Origin of the sequence: Pediococcus cellicola (assembly GCF_001438655.1) — a bacterium.
Classification (GTDB): Bacteria; Bacillota; Bacilli; order Lactobacillales; family Lactobacillaceae; genus Pediococcus; species Pediococcus cellicola.
This window is the reverse complement of record NZ_JQBR01000002.1, coordinates 259,987-275,398: the sequence shown is the minus strand read 5'-3', so window position 1 is coordinate 275,398 and position 15,412 is coordinate 259,987. Positions and strand designations below refer to the sequence as shown.

Annotated in this window: 19 protein-coding genes and 1 pseudogene; all 20 read left to right on the top strand. The window is 38.5% G+C overall.

Annotated elements, in window-relative coordinates; all coding sequences use genetic code 11:
* A partial coding sequence (locus IV80_RS03200; RefSeq protein WP_157048826.1) for an MBG domain-containing protein occupies nt 1-1,495 on the top strand: 1,495 nt, incomplete at its 5' end.
* 176 nt (nt 1,496-1,671) lie between these two features.
* The gene (locus IV80_RS03195) at nt 1,672-3,078 is read left to right on the top strand and encodes an MFS transporter (RefSeq protein WP_057749427.1); all 1,407 of its coding nucleotides are present in this window, start codon (nt 1,672-1,674) and stop codon (nt 3,076-3,078) included.
* Nucleotides 3,065-3,502: a MarR family winged helix-turn-helix transcriptional regulator gene (locus tag IV80_RS03190; protein WP_057749425.1), complete on the top strand. Its 438-nt coding sequence runs from the start codon at nt 3,065-3,067 to the stop codon at nt 3,500-3,502. Before IV80_RS03195 ends, IV80_RS03190 begins: the two co-directional genes overlap by 14 nt.
* A 46-nt stretch (nt 3,503-3,548) precedes the next feature.
* Nucleotides 3,549-4,115: a hypothetical protein gene (locus IV80_RS03185; protein ID WP_186806046.1), complete on the top strand. Its 567-nt coding sequence runs from the start codon at nt 3,549-3,551 to the stop codon at nt 4,113-4,115.
* A gap of 31 nt (nt 4,116-4,146) precedes the next feature.
* On the top strand, nt 4,147-4,365 hold the full coding sequence (locus tag IV80_RS03180) for a hypothetical protein (RefSeq protein WP_057749419.1): 219 nt from the start codon (nt 4,147-4,149) through the stop codon (nt 4,363-4,365).
* 121 nt (nt 4,366-4,486) lie between these two features.
* Nucleotides 4,487-5,311, top strand: a complete 825-nt coding sequence (locus IV80_RS03175) for a hypothetical protein (protein WP_057749416.1) — start codon at nt 4,487-4,489, stop codon at nt 5,309-5,311.
* A 158-nt stretch (nt 5,312-5,469) separates the two neighbouring features.
* The gene (locus IV80_RS03170; protein ID WP_057749413.1) at nt 5,470-5,787 is read left to right on the top strand and encodes a YrdB family protein; all 318 of its coding nucleotides are present in this window, start codon (nt 5,470-5,472) and stop codon (nt 5,785-5,787) included.
* Nucleotides 5,788-5,798: 11 nt separating this feature from the next.
* On the top strand, nt 5,799-6,119 hold the full coding sequence (locus IV80_RS03165) for a DUF4260 family protein (RefSeq protein ID WP_057749410.1): 321 nt from the start codon (nt 5,799-5,801) through the stop codon (nt 6,117-6,119).
* Between the two features lie 125 nt (nt 6,120-6,244).
* A pseudogene (locus IV80_RS03160) lies at nt 6,245-6,493 on the top strand (response regulator transcription factor); the annotation flags it as partial.
* Between the two features lie 32 nt (nt 6,494-6,525).
* Nucleotides 6,526-6,738 (top strand): hypothetical protein, encoded by a 213-nt coding sequence (locus tag IV80_RS03155; protein WP_057749407.1) that lies wholly within the window; start codon nt 6,526-6,528, stop codon nt 6,736-6,738.
* Nucleotides 6,739-6,816: 78 nt separating this feature from the next.
* Nucleotides 6,817-6,951 carry a hypothetical protein gene (locus tag IV80_RS10230; RefSeq protein ID WP_261763752.1) on the top strand — a complete coding sequence of 45 codons (135 nt, stop codon included), beginning with the start codon at nt 6,817-6,819 and terminating at the stop codon, nt 6,949-6,951.
* Between the two features lie 342 nt (nt 6,952-7,293).
* Entirely contained in the window at nt 7,294-8,148 is an 855-nt protein-coding gene (locus tag IV80_RS03150; RefSeq protein ID WP_057749404.1) for a PRD domain-containing protein, read from the top strand.
* Between the two features lie 17 nt (nt 8,149-8,165).
* Entirely contained in the window at nt 8,166-8,516 is a 351-nt protein-coding gene (locus tag IV80_RS03145; protein ID WP_057749401.1) for a PTS lactose/cellobiose transporter subunit IIA, read from the top strand.
* A 14-nt stretch (nt 8,517-8,530) separates the two neighbouring features.
* Nucleotides 8,531-10,267, top strand: a complete 1,737-nt coding sequence (locus IV80_RS03140; protein WP_057749398.1) for a PTS lactose transporter subunit IIBC — start codon at nt 8,531-8,533, stop codon at nt 10,265-10,267.
* Between the two features lie 14 nt (nt 10,268-10,281).
* Nucleotides 10,282-11,706 (top strand): 6-phospho-beta-galactosidase, encoded by a 1,425-nt coding sequence (lacG, locus tag IV80_RS03135; protein WP_057749394.1) that lies wholly within the window; start codon nt 10,282-10,284, stop codon nt 11,704-11,706.
* 258 nt (nt 11,707-11,964) lie between these two features.
* Complete coding sequence (locus tag IV80_RS03130; protein ID WP_057749392.1) at nt 11,965-12,477, top strand: RNA polymerase sigma factor; 513 nt, start codon at nt 11,965-11,967, stop codon at nt 12,475-12,477.
* Nucleotides 12,464-12,775, top strand: a complete 312-nt coding sequence (locus IV80_RS03125; RefSeq protein ID WP_057749389.1) for a hypothetical protein — start codon at nt 12,464-12,466, stop codon at nt 12,773-12,775. Before IV80_RS03130 ends, IV80_RS03125 begins: the two co-directional genes overlap by 14 nt.
* Nucleotides 12,744-13,469: an ATP-binding cassette domain-containing protein gene (locus IV80_RS03120; protein ID WP_057749386.1), complete on the top strand. Its 726-nt coding sequence runs from the start codon at nt 12,744-12,746 to the stop codon at nt 13,467-13,469. Before IV80_RS03125 ends, IV80_RS03120 begins: the two co-directional genes overlap by 32 nt.
* Nucleotides 13,456-14,658 carry an ABC transporter permease gene (locus IV80_RS03115; RefSeq protein ID WP_057749384.1) on the top strand — a complete coding sequence of 401 codons (1,203 nt, stop codon included), beginning with the start codon at nt 13,456-13,458 and terminating at the stop codon, nt 14,656-14,658. The genes IV80_RS03120 and IV80_RS03115 overlap by 14 nt, the downstream gene beginning before the upstream one ends.
* Nucleotides 14,648-15,289 (top strand): hypothetical protein, encoded by a 642-nt coding sequence (locus IV80_RS03110; RefSeq protein ID WP_057749381.1) that lies wholly within the window; start codon nt 14,648-14,650, stop codon nt 15,287-15,289. The genes IV80_RS03115 and IV80_RS03110 overlap by 11 nt, the downstream gene beginning before the upstream one ends.
* The last annotated feature ends 123 nt before the right edge of the window (nt 15,290-15,412 follow it).

Below are 15,412 nucleotides of genomic sequence, written 5' to 3'. Positions count from 1 at the left end.
GGCCACAGGGACGATTCAGTTAAGTGGCCAGAATGGCAAAACCTATGATGGGAAAGCCGGCACGCTTGACGAAAGTAAATACAGCGTCGAGTTGAGCAATGGCGAGAAGTACACGTTACAAGCTGGCGATCTCGAGTTTAAGACGGCGGACCCAACCGACGTGGGCACCTATGATGTCCAACTAAGTGCCGCAGGCATTGCGAACTTAAATAAGGTGGATCCAAATTACCAGTACACGGCAGATTCCGTAAGTGGGGTCGGACAATATACAATTCTTCCAGCCACCACAGATCCATCAGACAAATCCACAAGCTTCAGTGTCAGTGATGCAACGTCGTATTATGGTGAAAATTCACCGACCTTTGTTGTGACACCTGGATCTAAGGTTAAAGATCCTGGTAATCTAACAAATGATGACTTCACATTTATTGATAAGGTAACTGGTCAAGTGGTTGATGGAGTTCCAACGAATGTGGGTAGTTACGAAGTTATCTTAAATGAGAGTGGTAAAGCGAAAGTTGCCGCAGCAAATCCTAACTACAACTTTAGCGATGGTAGCTTTGTCAGCGGCACGTACACGATTCATGACGTGATCACGCATAGTCAAGTGACCGTTACCCGGACAGTTCATTACACTGGTGCCGGTGCGCGGACACCTAAAGACGTGGTTCAAACTTTGATCTATGATGTGGCGACAAGCAAAGCAACTGGCGTGTCTACCTATACACCACAAGGAAGTTATGCAGCTGTTAACACACCTGAAATTAATGGGTTTAAGAATAGCGGCAATGTGAGTGAAGTAACGCCTACAACTTCAACTAGTGAACCGACTGATTTGAAAGTGACTGTTACCTATACACCAATTAATGAAATTGAGTACAGTGAAATTACCGTTACGCGAACAATTCATTATCAGGGTGCTGGTAATAAGACACCGCATGATGTCGTTGAAACGGTTGTTTATAAAGTGGCAACCAACAAGACTACTGGTGAAGTTTCGTACACCCCTCAAGGAGTCTATGAAGCTGTTCATACGCCGGATCTTGCAGGTTACTCTCACAGTGGCGATGTGGCTGAGCTTATTCCAAACGCAACCATGACACAACCTGAAAATTCGATCGTGGTGGTTCGTTATCAAGCGATTAAACAGCCTGGCGAAGTGGGTCCGGGACACAAACCTGAGGCTCCTAATACGGGCAATCATGGCGGTAATGGTGGTCAAGACAGCAACGGTTCTAACGGTCATAATGCTCATCCTAACAGTGGGCATCCTTTAGGCGAACAGAACGGCACACATGGTTCTAATGTGATTAATGGCGTAGCGGGCACACGAACTACGACTAAGAAGAATGTGCCGTTAACACACGCTACTCAAGGAAAGTTACCACAGACTGATGAAAATAAGGACCAAACCGAAGAAATGATTGGAGTATCATTATTAGGCATGATGTTAGCGTTATTTGGTATCAAGCGTCGCAAACATGACGAAAACTAGAATCAAATGATTTTATAAAAAGGAGCAACTTCTTATCTTCCTGATAGAAAGTTGCTCCTTTTTGATTACTGTTTTTAGTGATAGCAGCGGGACCTTTTAGGTATGTTGGGCAAATGAAGTCATTTTATTTGCTTAAGCAAATAAAATAGCGCATGATACATCCAGAGGGTGATCACATGCTATCACAAAATAGACGTTGGTTAATATTGTCAATATTAGGAATTTTCTTTTTTATGGTGATTGTCGATGGCAGTATTGTAGCAATTGCCATTCCACAAATCTCACAGAGCTTAAATACAGCGACCGGGGCCACAACCTTAATTATTTCCGTGTATTTAATTACAATTTGTGCGACTTTATTATTGTTTGGTCAATTTGGGGATCAGTATGGACGGGTCAGAATTTTTGAAATTGGGACTTTTATTTTCTTACTAGGGTCCTTTGTCGCGGGAGTGGGTCAGGTTTTAGAACTAGTGCTGGTTGGCCGTTTTGTTCAAGGTATCGGTGCGAGTATGACGATGGCCAATAGTTATGCGATTGTCACGGATACTTTTCCTGCAAAACAGTTGGGTAGCGCGTTTGGTGTGGAAAGTATTTTCATTTCGTTAGGTGCCTTAGCAGGTCCCGGTTTAGGTGGGATCATATTGGGCAGCTTACCATGGGGGTACATCTTTTGGATTAATTTACCCATCGGCATTATTTGTTTGGGCATTGAGTTAGTCGCCTTTCCGAAAAGTAAGCCTCAAAAAGCAAAAGGGATTGATTGGCATGGGGCAACGCTGTTAGCATTGGCAGCTAGTTGTCTCTATCTGTTGACGATGCAGTTAAATGTGCATGTCGTGGTTACGGTGCTTTTATTTCTCCTGATGATTCTTTTCAGTTGGCAGTTTGTAAGAATGGAAAAAAGGGCGACACAACCCTTACTAAATTTAACAATCTTTCGTAACGCTATGTTTCGAAAAAGCATTGTGGTAGCTTTTCTAAGTTTTATTGTGTCTTACTTTTTCACCATTTTGGCGCCTCTATATTTACAGCTAATTTTAAATTATTCTACACAATTTTCGGGTGTTTTATTGATGGTGGCACCGGTGGTTTCTATGATTGCATCACCAGCAGCAGGATATATTTCTGACCACTATAATCAACATATCGAAATGGCTGTGGGGATGCTGATTTTAATTGGAGTTCAAGTTGGGTTGCTATTTTTGACCGGAAAGCTTGAGCCGTGGTACTTCATTGTCCTTTCTGCTGTGATGGCGGCGGGAACGGCTGTGTTTGGCACGCCTAATAGCGTCCTTGTCATGCAATCTGTGCCCGCGAAGCTTCGAGGAATGGCGGGTTCCACCAATTCTTTGGTCAGAGAATTCGGTTTAGTCTTGGGGACGACCTTATCGACAGTCATATTTTATCGCGTTTTGTCCCTACTCAATCATCGCGAAATCGATACGGCCATTGGGGTGTCAAAACAAACATTTTTACTGGCACAACGCTGGACGTATGCGGCGGGACTCTTACTTCTGTGCGGGGCATTATTTTATATTATCTATGCAATTAGAAAGGATCGAAAACATGTCAGAAAATGAACTAGATGGCCATATTAGGGCAATCAACACGGTTTCTCATAAAGTTAGTCAATATCTCAATAGCGAACTCAAAGATTTAGGCCTGAGCGCCAGCACTTACTTTTTTATTTTAAAAATTGGAGATAAAGGCAAAATCACGCAAGACGACCTTTTTAAACAAATATTTCTAAATCCCAGCAATGTGACGAGGCGGTTAAACCGATTGATCAAATTAGGATACGTTTCAAAAGAAAAGTCTGCCAACGACAAGCGCGTTCGGGTGGTGAAGTTAACACCGCTTGGTCAAGAGAAATATCAGCAGTTAGTGATTCGATTACCCACAATTAATCAAGAGGTTGTTCAGGCGTTGACTTCAGATGAAGTGTTAATGCTAAGACGGTTGGTGGGAAAAATGGAGACTGGTTTAGATGATTTGTTGTCGTAGTTGATAAAAAGAATGGAGAGTGATTCACATGGCTGAATATGTATTGATTCAAAATCGGCTTGATCGTGACTTGATGATTCCTGATGGCTTTAGCTTAGTGTCTTCAACCCAACGCCAAAGAAATGGTGAAGAAGTGCGGGTGGAACGTTATCAACGCGAACAAGCAATTGTGCCCAATAATGCCCACCTTACGCTAGTTTTTGGGGATGACGATCGCCTGATTAGTTATAATAACTTTTTGGGAAATCCAGATCTCTCGTTGCCTAGTGAAGACGGTTTAGTTCAACAGGCGATTGGGGTGTGGCAAAACTTAGATGCTGATTACGCACAAGGGCTACAGTTTATGCGAATCGACACCCTAAAAAGATTTTATCTGACCGGTCGTGGTCAACGAGTAGACTTTGATGTTTTGTGGGTGAAATTTGCCCATGCAAATGGGTCTTACAACTGGGTTACGATTGGTCCCGGTGGACAAGTTATGGAAGTGGAACGTGAATCGCGCTGGGATTACATGCGTTCACGACGTGCCACCGAGGAGTGGAACTATGACAACTGGGTCTTGGCGCGTGAAGGGAAAGGGCCTCAATTAGAGGCGCCGGAAGCTTTAGCGTAGATAGAGAGACTAAGGAAGATGAGGTAGCGAGATGACTGATCGTGAGTATGAACGCTTAATTGAAGAATTGGGAAATTTAAGGGAACGTGTGCGTCAGTTGGAAGAAAATGAGTATGTGACGGCAACCTACAAGGGTTATAGTTCCGAAGGCCAGACCTTGTCGGAAGTTGTTGAAGAAATCGAAACTACGAATCAAGCCATTCAAGTGTTAGAGGAACGTTTAGAAGACGATCAACAAGAATATAAATAAGAATTTGTGTGTGCCCCATTGGAATTTTTGATGGATAAGCACACACTTTTTTTATTTTATCCGGTTTAGTTTGCTTATAATGGTATAATTAAGCATCTTTTACCAAAAAATGGAGTTTAAAATGGATAAAAACAAACTAAACGCACAATTAATTCAGACATTGCGATCCTATAAGCGATTCAAAAAAACACTTAATTATGAAAATAGTTGGCACATTCTGGCGCAGTTTGTCTTTTGGATAGCTTTTGTTATCTTTATGGGGTTAATCCTGAATTATGTTGGTCTTGTATTTGAATTGGTGCTTGTCAGTTCAGGTGCCGCAAAGCTGCAGGTTCTTGGTCAATTAAGTCACAATATTTGGCTGGTACTTAGTCATCCAATGTATCTGGGGTGGACGGGATACATTGTGATTGCCGGTGAAATTGCTTTCTTGTTTGGCTTGGTCTGGCGAGCTTGGCGAAGTTATCAAATTAAGCAACTTTATCAACGATTTGAGTCGCATCCAGAGAGCTTACAAATTTGGCAAGCAACATCTATCAATTTGTCGCATGCTTTAATTTATACAACTCCCACAAATACGAAACCATTTACAGCAGCACTGTCACAGTTACCTAAAGATAAGCAAGAAGAATGGGAGAAATTGACGCATCAATATCAACTGACACGTTGGGCTGCACCAAGAACTAACTATGATGCTAAAGGAATACGTCAATTTATGACTGATAACTTCTTTGGGGCGTACCAATACGTGGATGTGCTTATGAGTGAACCATATAGCAAGCCTTTATACTGGAAGAAGGATTCTCAAGAGAGCTGGGTAGCCGGCATTTATGCGCATGAACGGCCGGTTTACTTTCAAAGAAAATATCAAGCTGATGGTAAAAAGATTAAGATTTCACTCGGACGAAAACTTGTTAATGCTGTATTTGTAATGTTCTGGCATTAAAACGATAAACCAGGGATCAATTTTATTTTTGGTGGCTTTGTGGCAGGCTAATTTGTGAGGGCAAATGCATTGACCTGTGACCTTAGTTTCAAGTTATACTGATAAAAACGAGATAGTGAGATTGAAACGAAATGAATTAACTGGTGGTGTGTAAAGACATGAAAAAAATTAATGACGCCGTTCGATTCTGCGTGGAACTAGCTACCATTTACTCAATTATTAAATGTGGCATGCGGTTTACCGGATTTTATAGTTTTTTCGGTGCAATCATAATTCCGATCCTAGTCATACTTTATTGGGGAAGATATATGGCACCAAAGTCGCTACATCGCTTACCAGAATTTGGAAGAATAATTAGTGAAGTCGTAATATTTGGTGGAACGGGAAGCCTTATGTACGTTCAGAATTTCAAAACAATGACCGTGATTTACTTACTAATTGTGTTGTGTAATACAATCTTGGACCATGTTTTGTGAGGTGAATTGACATGAAAATGAAAGCTTGGTTCTTAAAACTTGAAGCTGGCGTTTTGTTAATCGCCGTTATATTCGCTTATTTTAACCATTATGAATATAGCTGGGGTTGGTTTTTAATTGGAATTTTGATTCCTGATATAAGTGCAGTCGGCTTTTTAGTTAATGAACGAGTTGGTAATTTTGTATACGATCTTGGCCATACGCTGTTGCTGGCAGGTCCATTGCTAGCTTTAGCAGTTATGCAAAATTCAGTCATTCTAGGGATGATTAGTTTGATTTGGTTGAGTCATATTTTTATGGATCGCCTGTTTGGATATGATCTTCGAGGGTAACCTTGAGGGTCTTTTTTTATTGGGATAAATGAACCACTTAGGTAACTAAATAAACCACTTATTCAATAAATGCCGACAATCAGAAAAAAGACTTCTATACTCAGCTTATCAAGCAAGGAGGGACGAAAATCATGGCCGGAAAAACCATTTATGCGCCTGAATTGGTAGTAAATATGATATCGGCGGATAGTAATCCGCTAACAAGTCGCGAGTTGGCTGTGTTGAAAGAAGCTGACAAAGGCGTTTCTACTAAAGAAATTGCATCAAGTTTGTTTCTTTCAGATGGGACTGTACGAAATTACTTATCAGCTATTTTTAGCAAGTTAGGGGTTCATAATCGTATTGAAGCAGTAAAAGTGTCTAAGCAGAATTAAATAAACGTATTATCACAAAGTTGGATCACAAATTGCCGTCCGGCAGGCAGAAAAACTTTCAGAATAAAAACACGGTCACGGAATTAACCTTAACCACAAAGATTTTAGATGGGGTTAAACTGAATGCACAGTTACGCGCCTTTTTAGAGACCTATTATAAAACGCCTCACTTTAAATTCAGCAAACAGATGGCGGTGGCCATTCGTCAAGCCAAGCATCAAGACAATACAACGATGACAATTTAAACACTAATTGATATTCATGATGGCAAAGTTAAAATTGATACCCATGAAGATGATCGAAGTTATCAATGGAATCAATTTGTGAAAGATTTTTGTGCGGATCCAATCAATAAACAACGTCAAAATAAATTACAGGATGCTGCAAAACTATGGAAAATTATCCGTGATGGTGATGGCGAAAAAGTTTATCGAACTTCACTTTTGAAGTATTTATAATCATTAAATTTCACAACTAAAATAGCTATATGATGAAGAATTTAGTCACTTCTAGCTGATTAAAGAGAAATATGGTTTGGATGGTGAATTTTGTCTAACAGATGCCCTGACAATGCAGATTAATAAGTGGTGATACTTGCCAAGACTTAGTTGTATGAGGTCTTTTTAAAGAAAGTAAATCAGCAAAAATAAAATAAAGCGTTTACATTTTATAGCGAATGATGTAATATGAATTTGTTCATAAAATATCGGTGGATTGTTACTATCAAATTAGGCAAGACCACAAACAATTTTCTTGATTGTTTGTGGTCTTGTCTTTTTTTGTCTTGAGGAGGTGATTGCATGATGCGAATTGTCCAAATATTAAACAATAACGTTGCTCTGGTCAGCCTAGGAGATCGGAAACAGGCTATTGTCATGGGAAAAGGAGTTTACTTTAAGAAAAAGATGGGGGATTCCATGTCATCGAAGAAGATCGAAAAAATTTTTTACTTAGAATCTAAAGAATCTCAAGATAATTTATCGTATCTTTTGAAAGACATACCATTGGATATTGTGACAACGACATTCGAAATTATTGATAATGCTAAAGAGAAGTATCAGTTTTCTGTTTTGGATTATATTTATATTACATTAAGTGATCATATCTATGGCGCTTATCAAATTTTTGAAGCAGGAAAGTATAAGGCGAGTTTAGTTCCAGATATGCATGAACAGTATCCAGTTGAATATCAAATTGCGAAAGATGCACTTAAAATAATTAATAAAAATTTGCATATTCGTCTACCAGATTCGGAAATGCAAAATATTGCACTTCACTTCATTAATGCGAAAGGAACGTCAACTAAAGTTGATGATGTGGGTCAGAAAAATCGCGAAGATGCAAATTCGGTTGTTCAAGCGGTTTTTAAACAACACCATATTATACGAACGGAGAAAAATCGAAATTTTTATGATCGATTAATGATTCATATGCAGTACTTGATGGACCGAATTGATAATCAAGAAACGGGTAATACAAATTTTATGACCCAACTCAAAGATGAGTTAATGGAGAATTATCCAAAATCCGCAGAAATTGCTGAGGCAATTTTTGTTGAACTCGAACGACGCTTAAATTTAAAGTTAAGCAATAATGAAAAAATGTATTTTGTTATCCATATACAGAGATTGATTAATGAAAAGTCAAAAAATTAGAGAGTGAGGATTCAATTATGGCAACTAAAGAAGAAATATCAATGGTAGGTTTCGCTATTGTAGCTTACGCAGGGGATGCAAAAACAGCTTTAATTCAAGCTTTGGATGCAGCAAGAGCTGGTAAATTTTCTGAGGCAGAGTCTCTTGTAAAAAAAGCAAATGAGTCGATTGTTGATGCACATAATGAGCAAACGCAACTTCTTTCAAAAGAAGCTGGTGGAACAGATATGGATGTGACGTTTATCATGGTTCACGGGCAAGATACATTAATGACTACTATGATGCTCATGGATCAAGTTCGATTTTTTATTGATGAATATAAACGGATTCGAAAAATGGAAGAAAAATTAGGAATTGAATCGAATTAGAAAGGAAGATTGTGATGAAAAGGTTTGAAAAAATTGCAGATAAAATGAAGCCTGCTTTTGAAAAAATTGCTGCCAACCCGTATTTATCAGCAATTCGAGATGGCTTTATTGCTTCAATGCCCATTATTTTGTTCTCTAGTGTTTTTCTATTAATTGCTTATTTACCAAATACCTGGGGATTTTTCTGGAGTACAAAAGTTACTAATCATTTATTAACTGCTTATAATTACTCGATGGGATTACTATCGTTATTTATTGCAGCAACGACTTCTAAGAATCTTATCGACTATAAAAATTTAAGTTTGCCAAAAACAAACAGAATTAATCCTGTATCGGTTATGATCGCATCTCAAATTGCATTTATTATTTTGGCAGTAAAAACAGCTGGCTCTGGGGTTACTCTTGCAGACATGGGTACACAAGGTTTATTAGCAGCATATATTGTCGGACTGATTGTTCCTAATATTTACTATGTATGTATTAAAAATAATGTCACTATTAAAATGCCTGCCCAAGTCCCACAAAATATTTCACAAACTTTTAAGGATTTGATTCCACTGACATCCTCCGTAGTTGTTTTTTGGGCATTTGATATTGGATTTCGTGCTTTATTTGATGGGAAAAATTTACCAGAAGGTATTATTGCACTTCTTTCACCATTATTTACTGCGAGTGACTCGTATATTGGATTAGCCATTATTGGTGGTGCCATGGGGTTCTTCTGGTTTATTGGAATTCAAGGTCCTTCCATTGTTCAACCAGCTGTTGTGGCATTTGAAGTTGCAAATACGGCTGCTAATTTGAAATTAGTTCAAGGTGGATCTCAAGCCATGCATGTTTTGACAGTAAATACCCAAGATTATGTTATGAATTTTGGGGGTACCGGTGCCACATTAGTTGTTGCCTATTTGTTCTTGATCGTATGTAAGTCTAAACAATTGCGAGCTTTAGGAAAGGCTACTTTTATTCCAGTTTCGTTTGGAGTTAATGAACCAGTCTTGTTTGGAGCTCCAATGATTATGAATCCGATTTTCTTTTTGCCAATGGTACTGACTCCAATGCTTAATGTAGTTATCTTTAAGTTTTTTGTCACAACATTGGGAATGAACAGTATGATTTATACATTGCCATGGACAATTCCGGGTCCAATTGGAATTATTATTAGTACTGGATTAGCTCCATTGTCATTTATTGCAGTGGCTCTAATGCTGGTTGGCGATGTGCTTTTCTACTTACCATTTGTCAAGATTTATGATAATCAACTTCTTGAGGGTGAAAGAAAAGAAGAGCAAAAAGAACAAGCAGAGAAATCTGTTGGTAATGAAGTAGGAAATGCTGCATTGGCTGGAGCAACAAACGATGCTGGAATAGATGAAAATAATTCTACTGTTGAAGTTGAAATGCCTAGCGAAAATAAGGGTAAGGCAACGATTACTAAAGAAACAAATGTTTTAGTCTTATGCGCTGGTGGTGGGACAAGTGGAATTCTTGCTAACGCATTGAACAAAGTTGCTAAAGAACGAAATTTACCGCTTCATGCTGCCGCACGAGCCTATGGTCAGGATATGGATTTAATCCACGATATGGATCTTGTTATTTTAGCACCACAAATGGAGAGTATGAAAGGCAATCTTAAAAAGATTACGGATGCTTATGATGTCCAACTGCTAACGACTACTGGCAAACAGTATATTGAACTAACACGTGATGCAGATAAGGCAATTAAATTTGTTGCTGATAATATTAAATAGGAGGAAGTTTACACATGAGCAAAACATTACCTAAAGATTTTTTGATGGGTGGCGCTACAGCTGCATATCAAGTTGAGGGAGCTACAAAAGAAGATGGAAAAGGACAAGTACTTTGGGATGATTTTCTAAAAAAAGAAGGACGTTTTGCGCCGGATCCCGCTGCAGATTTTTACCACCGTTATGATGAAGATTTAGCATTATCAGAAAAGTATGGTGTTCAAGTCATTCGTGTTTCCATTGCTTGGTCACGTATTTTTCCAGATGGCACAGGGGCTGTAGAGCCACGTGGTGTTGCCTATTATCACAAATTGTTTGCTTCATGTAAGCAACACGGTATTGAACCATTTGTGACACTCCACCATTTTGACACACCAGAGCGGTTACATGTAGCTGGTGACTGGTTGAGTCAAGAGATGGTCGATGCTTTTGTAGCATATGCTAAATTCTGTTTTCAGGAATTCACTGAAGTGAAATATTGGATTACGATCAACGAGCCAACTTCGATGGCGGTTCAACAGTACACGAATGGCACTTTTCCACCTGCTGAAAGTGGTCGATTTGATAAAACATTCCAGGCAGAGCACAATCAAATGATTGCTCATGCGAGAGTAGTTAATGCATACAAATCCATGGATTTGGGTGGAAAAATTGGAATTGTGCACGCGCTACAAACAGTTTATCCCTATTCAAACAGTGAAGGTGATCGGCATGCAGCAGCGTTGCAGGATGCTTTAGAAAATCGTTTATATCTAGATGGCACTTTAGCCGGTAAATATGCTCCAGAAACTTTGGCACTTGTTAAAGAAATTCTCGATAAAAATAATCAGAAGATGTTCAAATCAACGCCAGAAGAGCTTGATGTGATTGATAAAGCTGCTCATCAATTGGATTTTGTGGGGGTCAATAACTACTTTAGCAAATGGTTACGAGAATATAATGGAAAATCAGAGACTGTCCACAATGGAACTGGAGCTAAAGGTACTTCCGTGGCACGTTTGCATGGTGTTGGTGAGGAAAAACGTCCAGACAACATTGAAACTACTGACTGGGACTGGTCAATTTATCCACGAGGTATGCATGATATGCTGATGCGTATCCACAACGACTATCCGTTAGTGCCTGAAATTTATGTCACCGAAAATGGCATTGGTCTTAAAGAAGAATTACCGGGTAACGTCAATAAAAATACTGTACTTGCGGATCCTAAACGCATAGATTATTTGAAAAAATATCTTGGTGCCATTGCGGATGCGATTGCAGAAGGGGCCAATGTTAAAGGTTACTTTATTTGGTCCTTGCAAGACCAATTTTCTTGGACCAATGGCTACAGCAAACGATATGGGTTGTTTTTCGTTGATTTTCCAACTCAAAAACGTTATGTCAAACAAAGTGCGATTTGGTTTAAAAAGGTGTCTGATACGCATGTAATACCGGATTGAATTAATAAATTAACAAAATCTTGTGATTACACGTCAAATGGGGTTTGCTTTCATACGTATTGAAAAAACACCTTTCGCCAGATTAAAGAATTAAAGAGCTTGAAAAAGATGCACGGCAAACATCTTTTTTAAGCTTTTTTGTTTTTAACAAATTTTCTATAACGGTTATGAGGCTTGCTGCTTAGAAAAAATAATCGAAAAAGATGTAACAATTAGCAGATTAAATTCGTATTATAAGTGTAGGGAGGTGGAAGGACAATGCTAAGCGACGAAGAGCTGTTTGAATTGGTAGTGCGCACAGATGATCAGAATGCCTTTGAGGCTTTAGTCGTGAAGTATCGTTTTTCTGCCATTACTTACGTGACTAAGATTATTAAAGACAATTATTATGCCCAAGATTTGACGCAAAATGTGTTCGCCAATATCTATTTCAAACGCAAGCAGATTGGGGTACCAGTGTCCTTTAAATTTTATCTCTACAAAGCCTTAAAAAATCAGGCTATTGATTGGATTCGCAAAAATCGCCGCATTGAAGAAGTGGATATTGATAATTTTACGATTTCGTTTGAGCAAGCTGAGCCAGGCGATTATGTCCAAAGTTTAAAGCCACTTTTAAAGGCGGAGGACTATCATCTGGTTATTCTGCGCTTTTATTATGGATTCAAATTTAAAGAAATTGCGGAGCTTATGAATATTAGTGCGGGAAACGCCAGAATTCGGTGCAGCCGGTTAAAGTGGAAATTAAGAGGGTTGAAAAATGAAGAAAAATGATGAAGATCGTATTTTCTTAATTCACATGTGGAATAAAGTCGGTCAATTAGAAAAAGATGCGCAACTAGAAGCACAAGTAACCAAAAGACGACAGTTAAAATGGCAACGACGGCTTAAAGTTATGTTAGTACTTGTGATGATTTTAACAACGTTAGTTTTGATTTTACTCAATGCGGGACTGACCGCGACATTGCTCAGTCAGGGCATTTTAATGGTACTGTGTTTAATCATGGATCTTAACATGGAATCCGGAGGAAAAATAAATCATGACAGAAATTCAGGTCACCAATTTAAATAAAAGTTTTAAGCAACAACCAGTTTTAAAACACCTCAATTTTGAAATTTCAACCGGTGTGGTAGGTTTATTGGGACGCAATGGTGCCGGAAAAACAACCTTGATGAAAATCATGGCGACTTTGTTAAAGAAAGATGCTGGTGAAGTTTTGATAAATCACATTTCTGTCACAGAAGTGCGGAAGATTCGGACTATAATAGGGTATTTGCCACAAAATTTTCAATTCTATCGCAATATGCGAGTAGAAGATGCCCTTAATTATTTAGGACTATTATCTGAAATTAAGCAGTCGCTTTTAACGGACCGGATTGAAGGACTGTTAACAAGGCTGAATTTAACTCGGTATCGCAAATATAAAATTAAGGAATTGTCGGGTGGCCTCAAACAGCGCGTAGGAATTGCACAAGCACTATTGAACGATCCACAAGTATTGATTGTGGATGAACCCACTGTAGGGCTTGATCCAGAAGAACGAGACAATTTTCGCCAACTTATTGGTGAATTGGGAAGAAAACGTATTGTGATCTTTTCAACGCACATTGTAGAAGATATTGCCCATATCAGTGATCAATTGCTGATTTTAGAAAAAGGATCACTCGTTTTTAAAGGACAAACAAGTGATTTTGTGAAGGATCCAGATAAGTTGGAAGCTAAATATTTGGCCTTAATTAGGGGTGATTATGATGAAGATTTTTAAAACAGAACTAGGACTTTTTGTGAAGAGTTTAACTTTTTTAGCGTTTATTCTTGCGGCATTTGCCCTGTACTTTACACAATATCAAAGTTCCGTCAATCATCAAATTACGCAACTTCATGAAGCCGGCCGGTATGACGCAGTTAATTATTTTATGAAACCCACGGTCACCAGCAAGGATTTCGGAGAATCTTATCAAATAGACCATCAAGTGCTTATGAAAGATGTGTTAGGAACGTTACAGATGAATTACCAAGAGAATACGTATCCCACGTATCCGCTCATGTTTTTGAAAAATGTGCACTTGAATAAACGAGATCAACAAAAAATTCGGGATGCCTACGAGCGATTAATGCAACAACCAATCACGCAAAAGCGAGTGACGAAGGTTACTTGGAAGAAATTTTATCAGCGAATAAGTTATGCACAATTTTTGAAAACTACGCGGCGTATAAATGCGATTATTGGTGGCCGTTCGATTTATCAGACCGCTCAGTTAACAACTTTGTTTGCGAGTGGTAAAAAATTCACTTACAAAACGGCCTTACAAAATTATCACCAAAAGCTAAAAGTCGATCAACTCACGCGACCGTTTGCGCGTTTGTTTAGCGACTACATGGGCATTATTATGATGCTCTTTAGCATTTTTCCAATCCTTTTGTACTTTACCAAAGAAGCGCAGGAGCATTGCCAAGATGTTTTTGGGGGACGAACGCTGCCAACTTGGCGTTATTTAGGATATAAATTTCTCGTAGTTGTTGGTACGTTGTATGTGGCCGTGTTGTTACTCGCAATCTTTCCAACCTTTCAATTAATCAAAGTCGGTCAATTTTTAAACGTGACTGTTGATCCATTTGCCTTTTTCAAAACGATCTCGTTGTTTGTTCTGCCAACGCTGATATTTATTACGGCAGTGATTTTATTACTTGTTCAATTATTTAACCCTGTTTTGACACTGATTATGAGTTTAGGATTAAGCTTGTTTACGTTAGGAGTAACAGATATTAATGGCTATACAACTTGGTCACCATTAATTCGCTTTAATATCGCCGATAACTGGGTCCTTTATCATAAACTTGAGCAAAGTATTTATTTGAATCGGTTTTGTTACCTTGTTTTGAGTATTATTCTATTTTTCTTGGCCGTGTGGGTTAATTCCATGAAACGGGGTGATCGACGCGATGACAGTTAAAAATTGGGCACGGGTGCTTTGGTATCAACATCAAATTATCGTGAATAAGCAATTGTTAGTTTGTCTGGGGTTAGTCTTATTATTACCATTGATGATAAGTTTTCGGGAAATTCAACTTACCCAAGCAGCCATGGTCACGGAAATCTATATGAGTTTGATAGGCTTTATTTTGATCGGTACTGTCAATTATCCAGAAAGTGATCGTGATTTTTCGAGTTTATTAAACATTAAGTCCCTTTCATTAGGAAAGATTTGGATGCTGCGAGTCTTTGAAGAAATGCTGATTACTATCTTTTTCATGTTGGTCTGGGTGATTTTTTTGCATCATTTTAATCATCAAATATTGATACCAGTCTTCGTGCTTGGGGGTGTGTCGACGGCTTTTTTATGGGGTGCAATTGCGAGCTCAATTGCGATCATTACGCGAAGTATGTACACCGGTATTTTAGGAGCACTAGTAACCTTTTTTTACATCATATTTGGAATGGATAAGCAACTCACATTTTATCCACTTGGCTTGTTGATCAATCCAAACCAAACACGTATCATGACAATTATTGTTTTGGTCGGCAGTGTTGGCTTATTGTCAGCTGCATTAGTTTACAATTATCAGCGTGGACCAGAAATGTGATAAAAAGTTTTTTCGGACAACACAACTAATATTTGATTTAGAAATCCAATTTGTTAGCAAATAGATTGGATTTTTTATTTGTCTCGATTTTCTTTTCCAATGTGGCGGTTCGTGACGAAACAC

Coding starts and splice junctions, on each gene's coding strand:
- IV80_RS03195 (WP_057749427.1), top strand. CDS start 1,672: ATGCTATCACAAAATAGACGTTGGTTAATATTGTCAATATTAGGAATT.
- IV80_RS03190 (WP_057749425.1), top strand. CDS start 3,065: ATGTCAGAAAATGAACTAGATGGCCATATTAGGGCAATCAACACGGTT.
- IV80_RS03180 (WP_057749419.1), top strand. CDS start 4,147: ATGACTGATCGTGAGTATGAACGCTTAATTGAAGAATTGGGAAATTTA.
- IV80_RS03175 (WP_057749416.1), top strand. CDS start 4,487: ATGGATAAAAACAAACTAAACGCACAATTAATTCAGACATTGCGATCC.
- IV80_RS03170 (WP_057749413.1), top strand. CDS start 5,470: ATGAAAAAAATTAATGACGCCGTTCGATTCTGCGTGGAACTAGCTACC.
- IV80_RS03165 (WP_057749410.1), top strand. CDS start 5,799: ATGAAAATGAAAGCTTGGTTCTTAAAACTTGAAGCTGGCGTTTTGTTA.
- IV80_RS03150 (WP_057749404.1), top strand. CDS start 7,294: ATGATGCGAATTGTCCAAATATTAAACAATAACGTTGCTCTGGTCAGC.
- IV80_RS03145 (WP_057749401.1), top strand. CDS start 8,166: ATGGCAACTAAAGAAGAAATATCAATGGTAGGTTTCGCTATTGTAGCT.
- IV80_RS03140 (WP_057749398.1), top strand. CDS start 8,531: ATGAAAAGGTTTGAAAAAATTGCAGATAAAATGAAGCCTGCTTTTGAA.
- lacG (WP_057749394.1), top strand. CDS start 10,282: ATGAGCAAAACATTACCTAAAGATTTTTTGATGGGTGGCGCTACAGCT.
- IV80_RS03130 (WP_057749392.1), top strand. CDS start 11,965: ATGCTAAGCGACGAAGAGCTGTTTGAATTGGTAGTGCGCACAGATGAT.
- IV80_RS03125 (WP_057749389.1), top strand. CDS start 12,464: ATGAAGAAAAATGATGAAGATCGTATTTTCTTAATTCACATGTGGAAT.
- IV80_RS03120 (WP_057749386.1), top strand. CDS start 12,744: ATGACAGAAATTCAGGTCACCAATTTAAATAAAAGTTTTAAGCAACAA.
- IV80_RS03115 (WP_057749384.1), top strand. CDS start 13,456: ATGAAGATTTTTAAAACAGAACTAGGACTTTTTGTGAAGAGTTTAACT.
- IV80_RS03110 (WP_057749381.1), top strand. CDS start 14,648: ATGACAGTTAAAAATTGGGCACGGGTGCTTTGGTATCAACATCAAATT.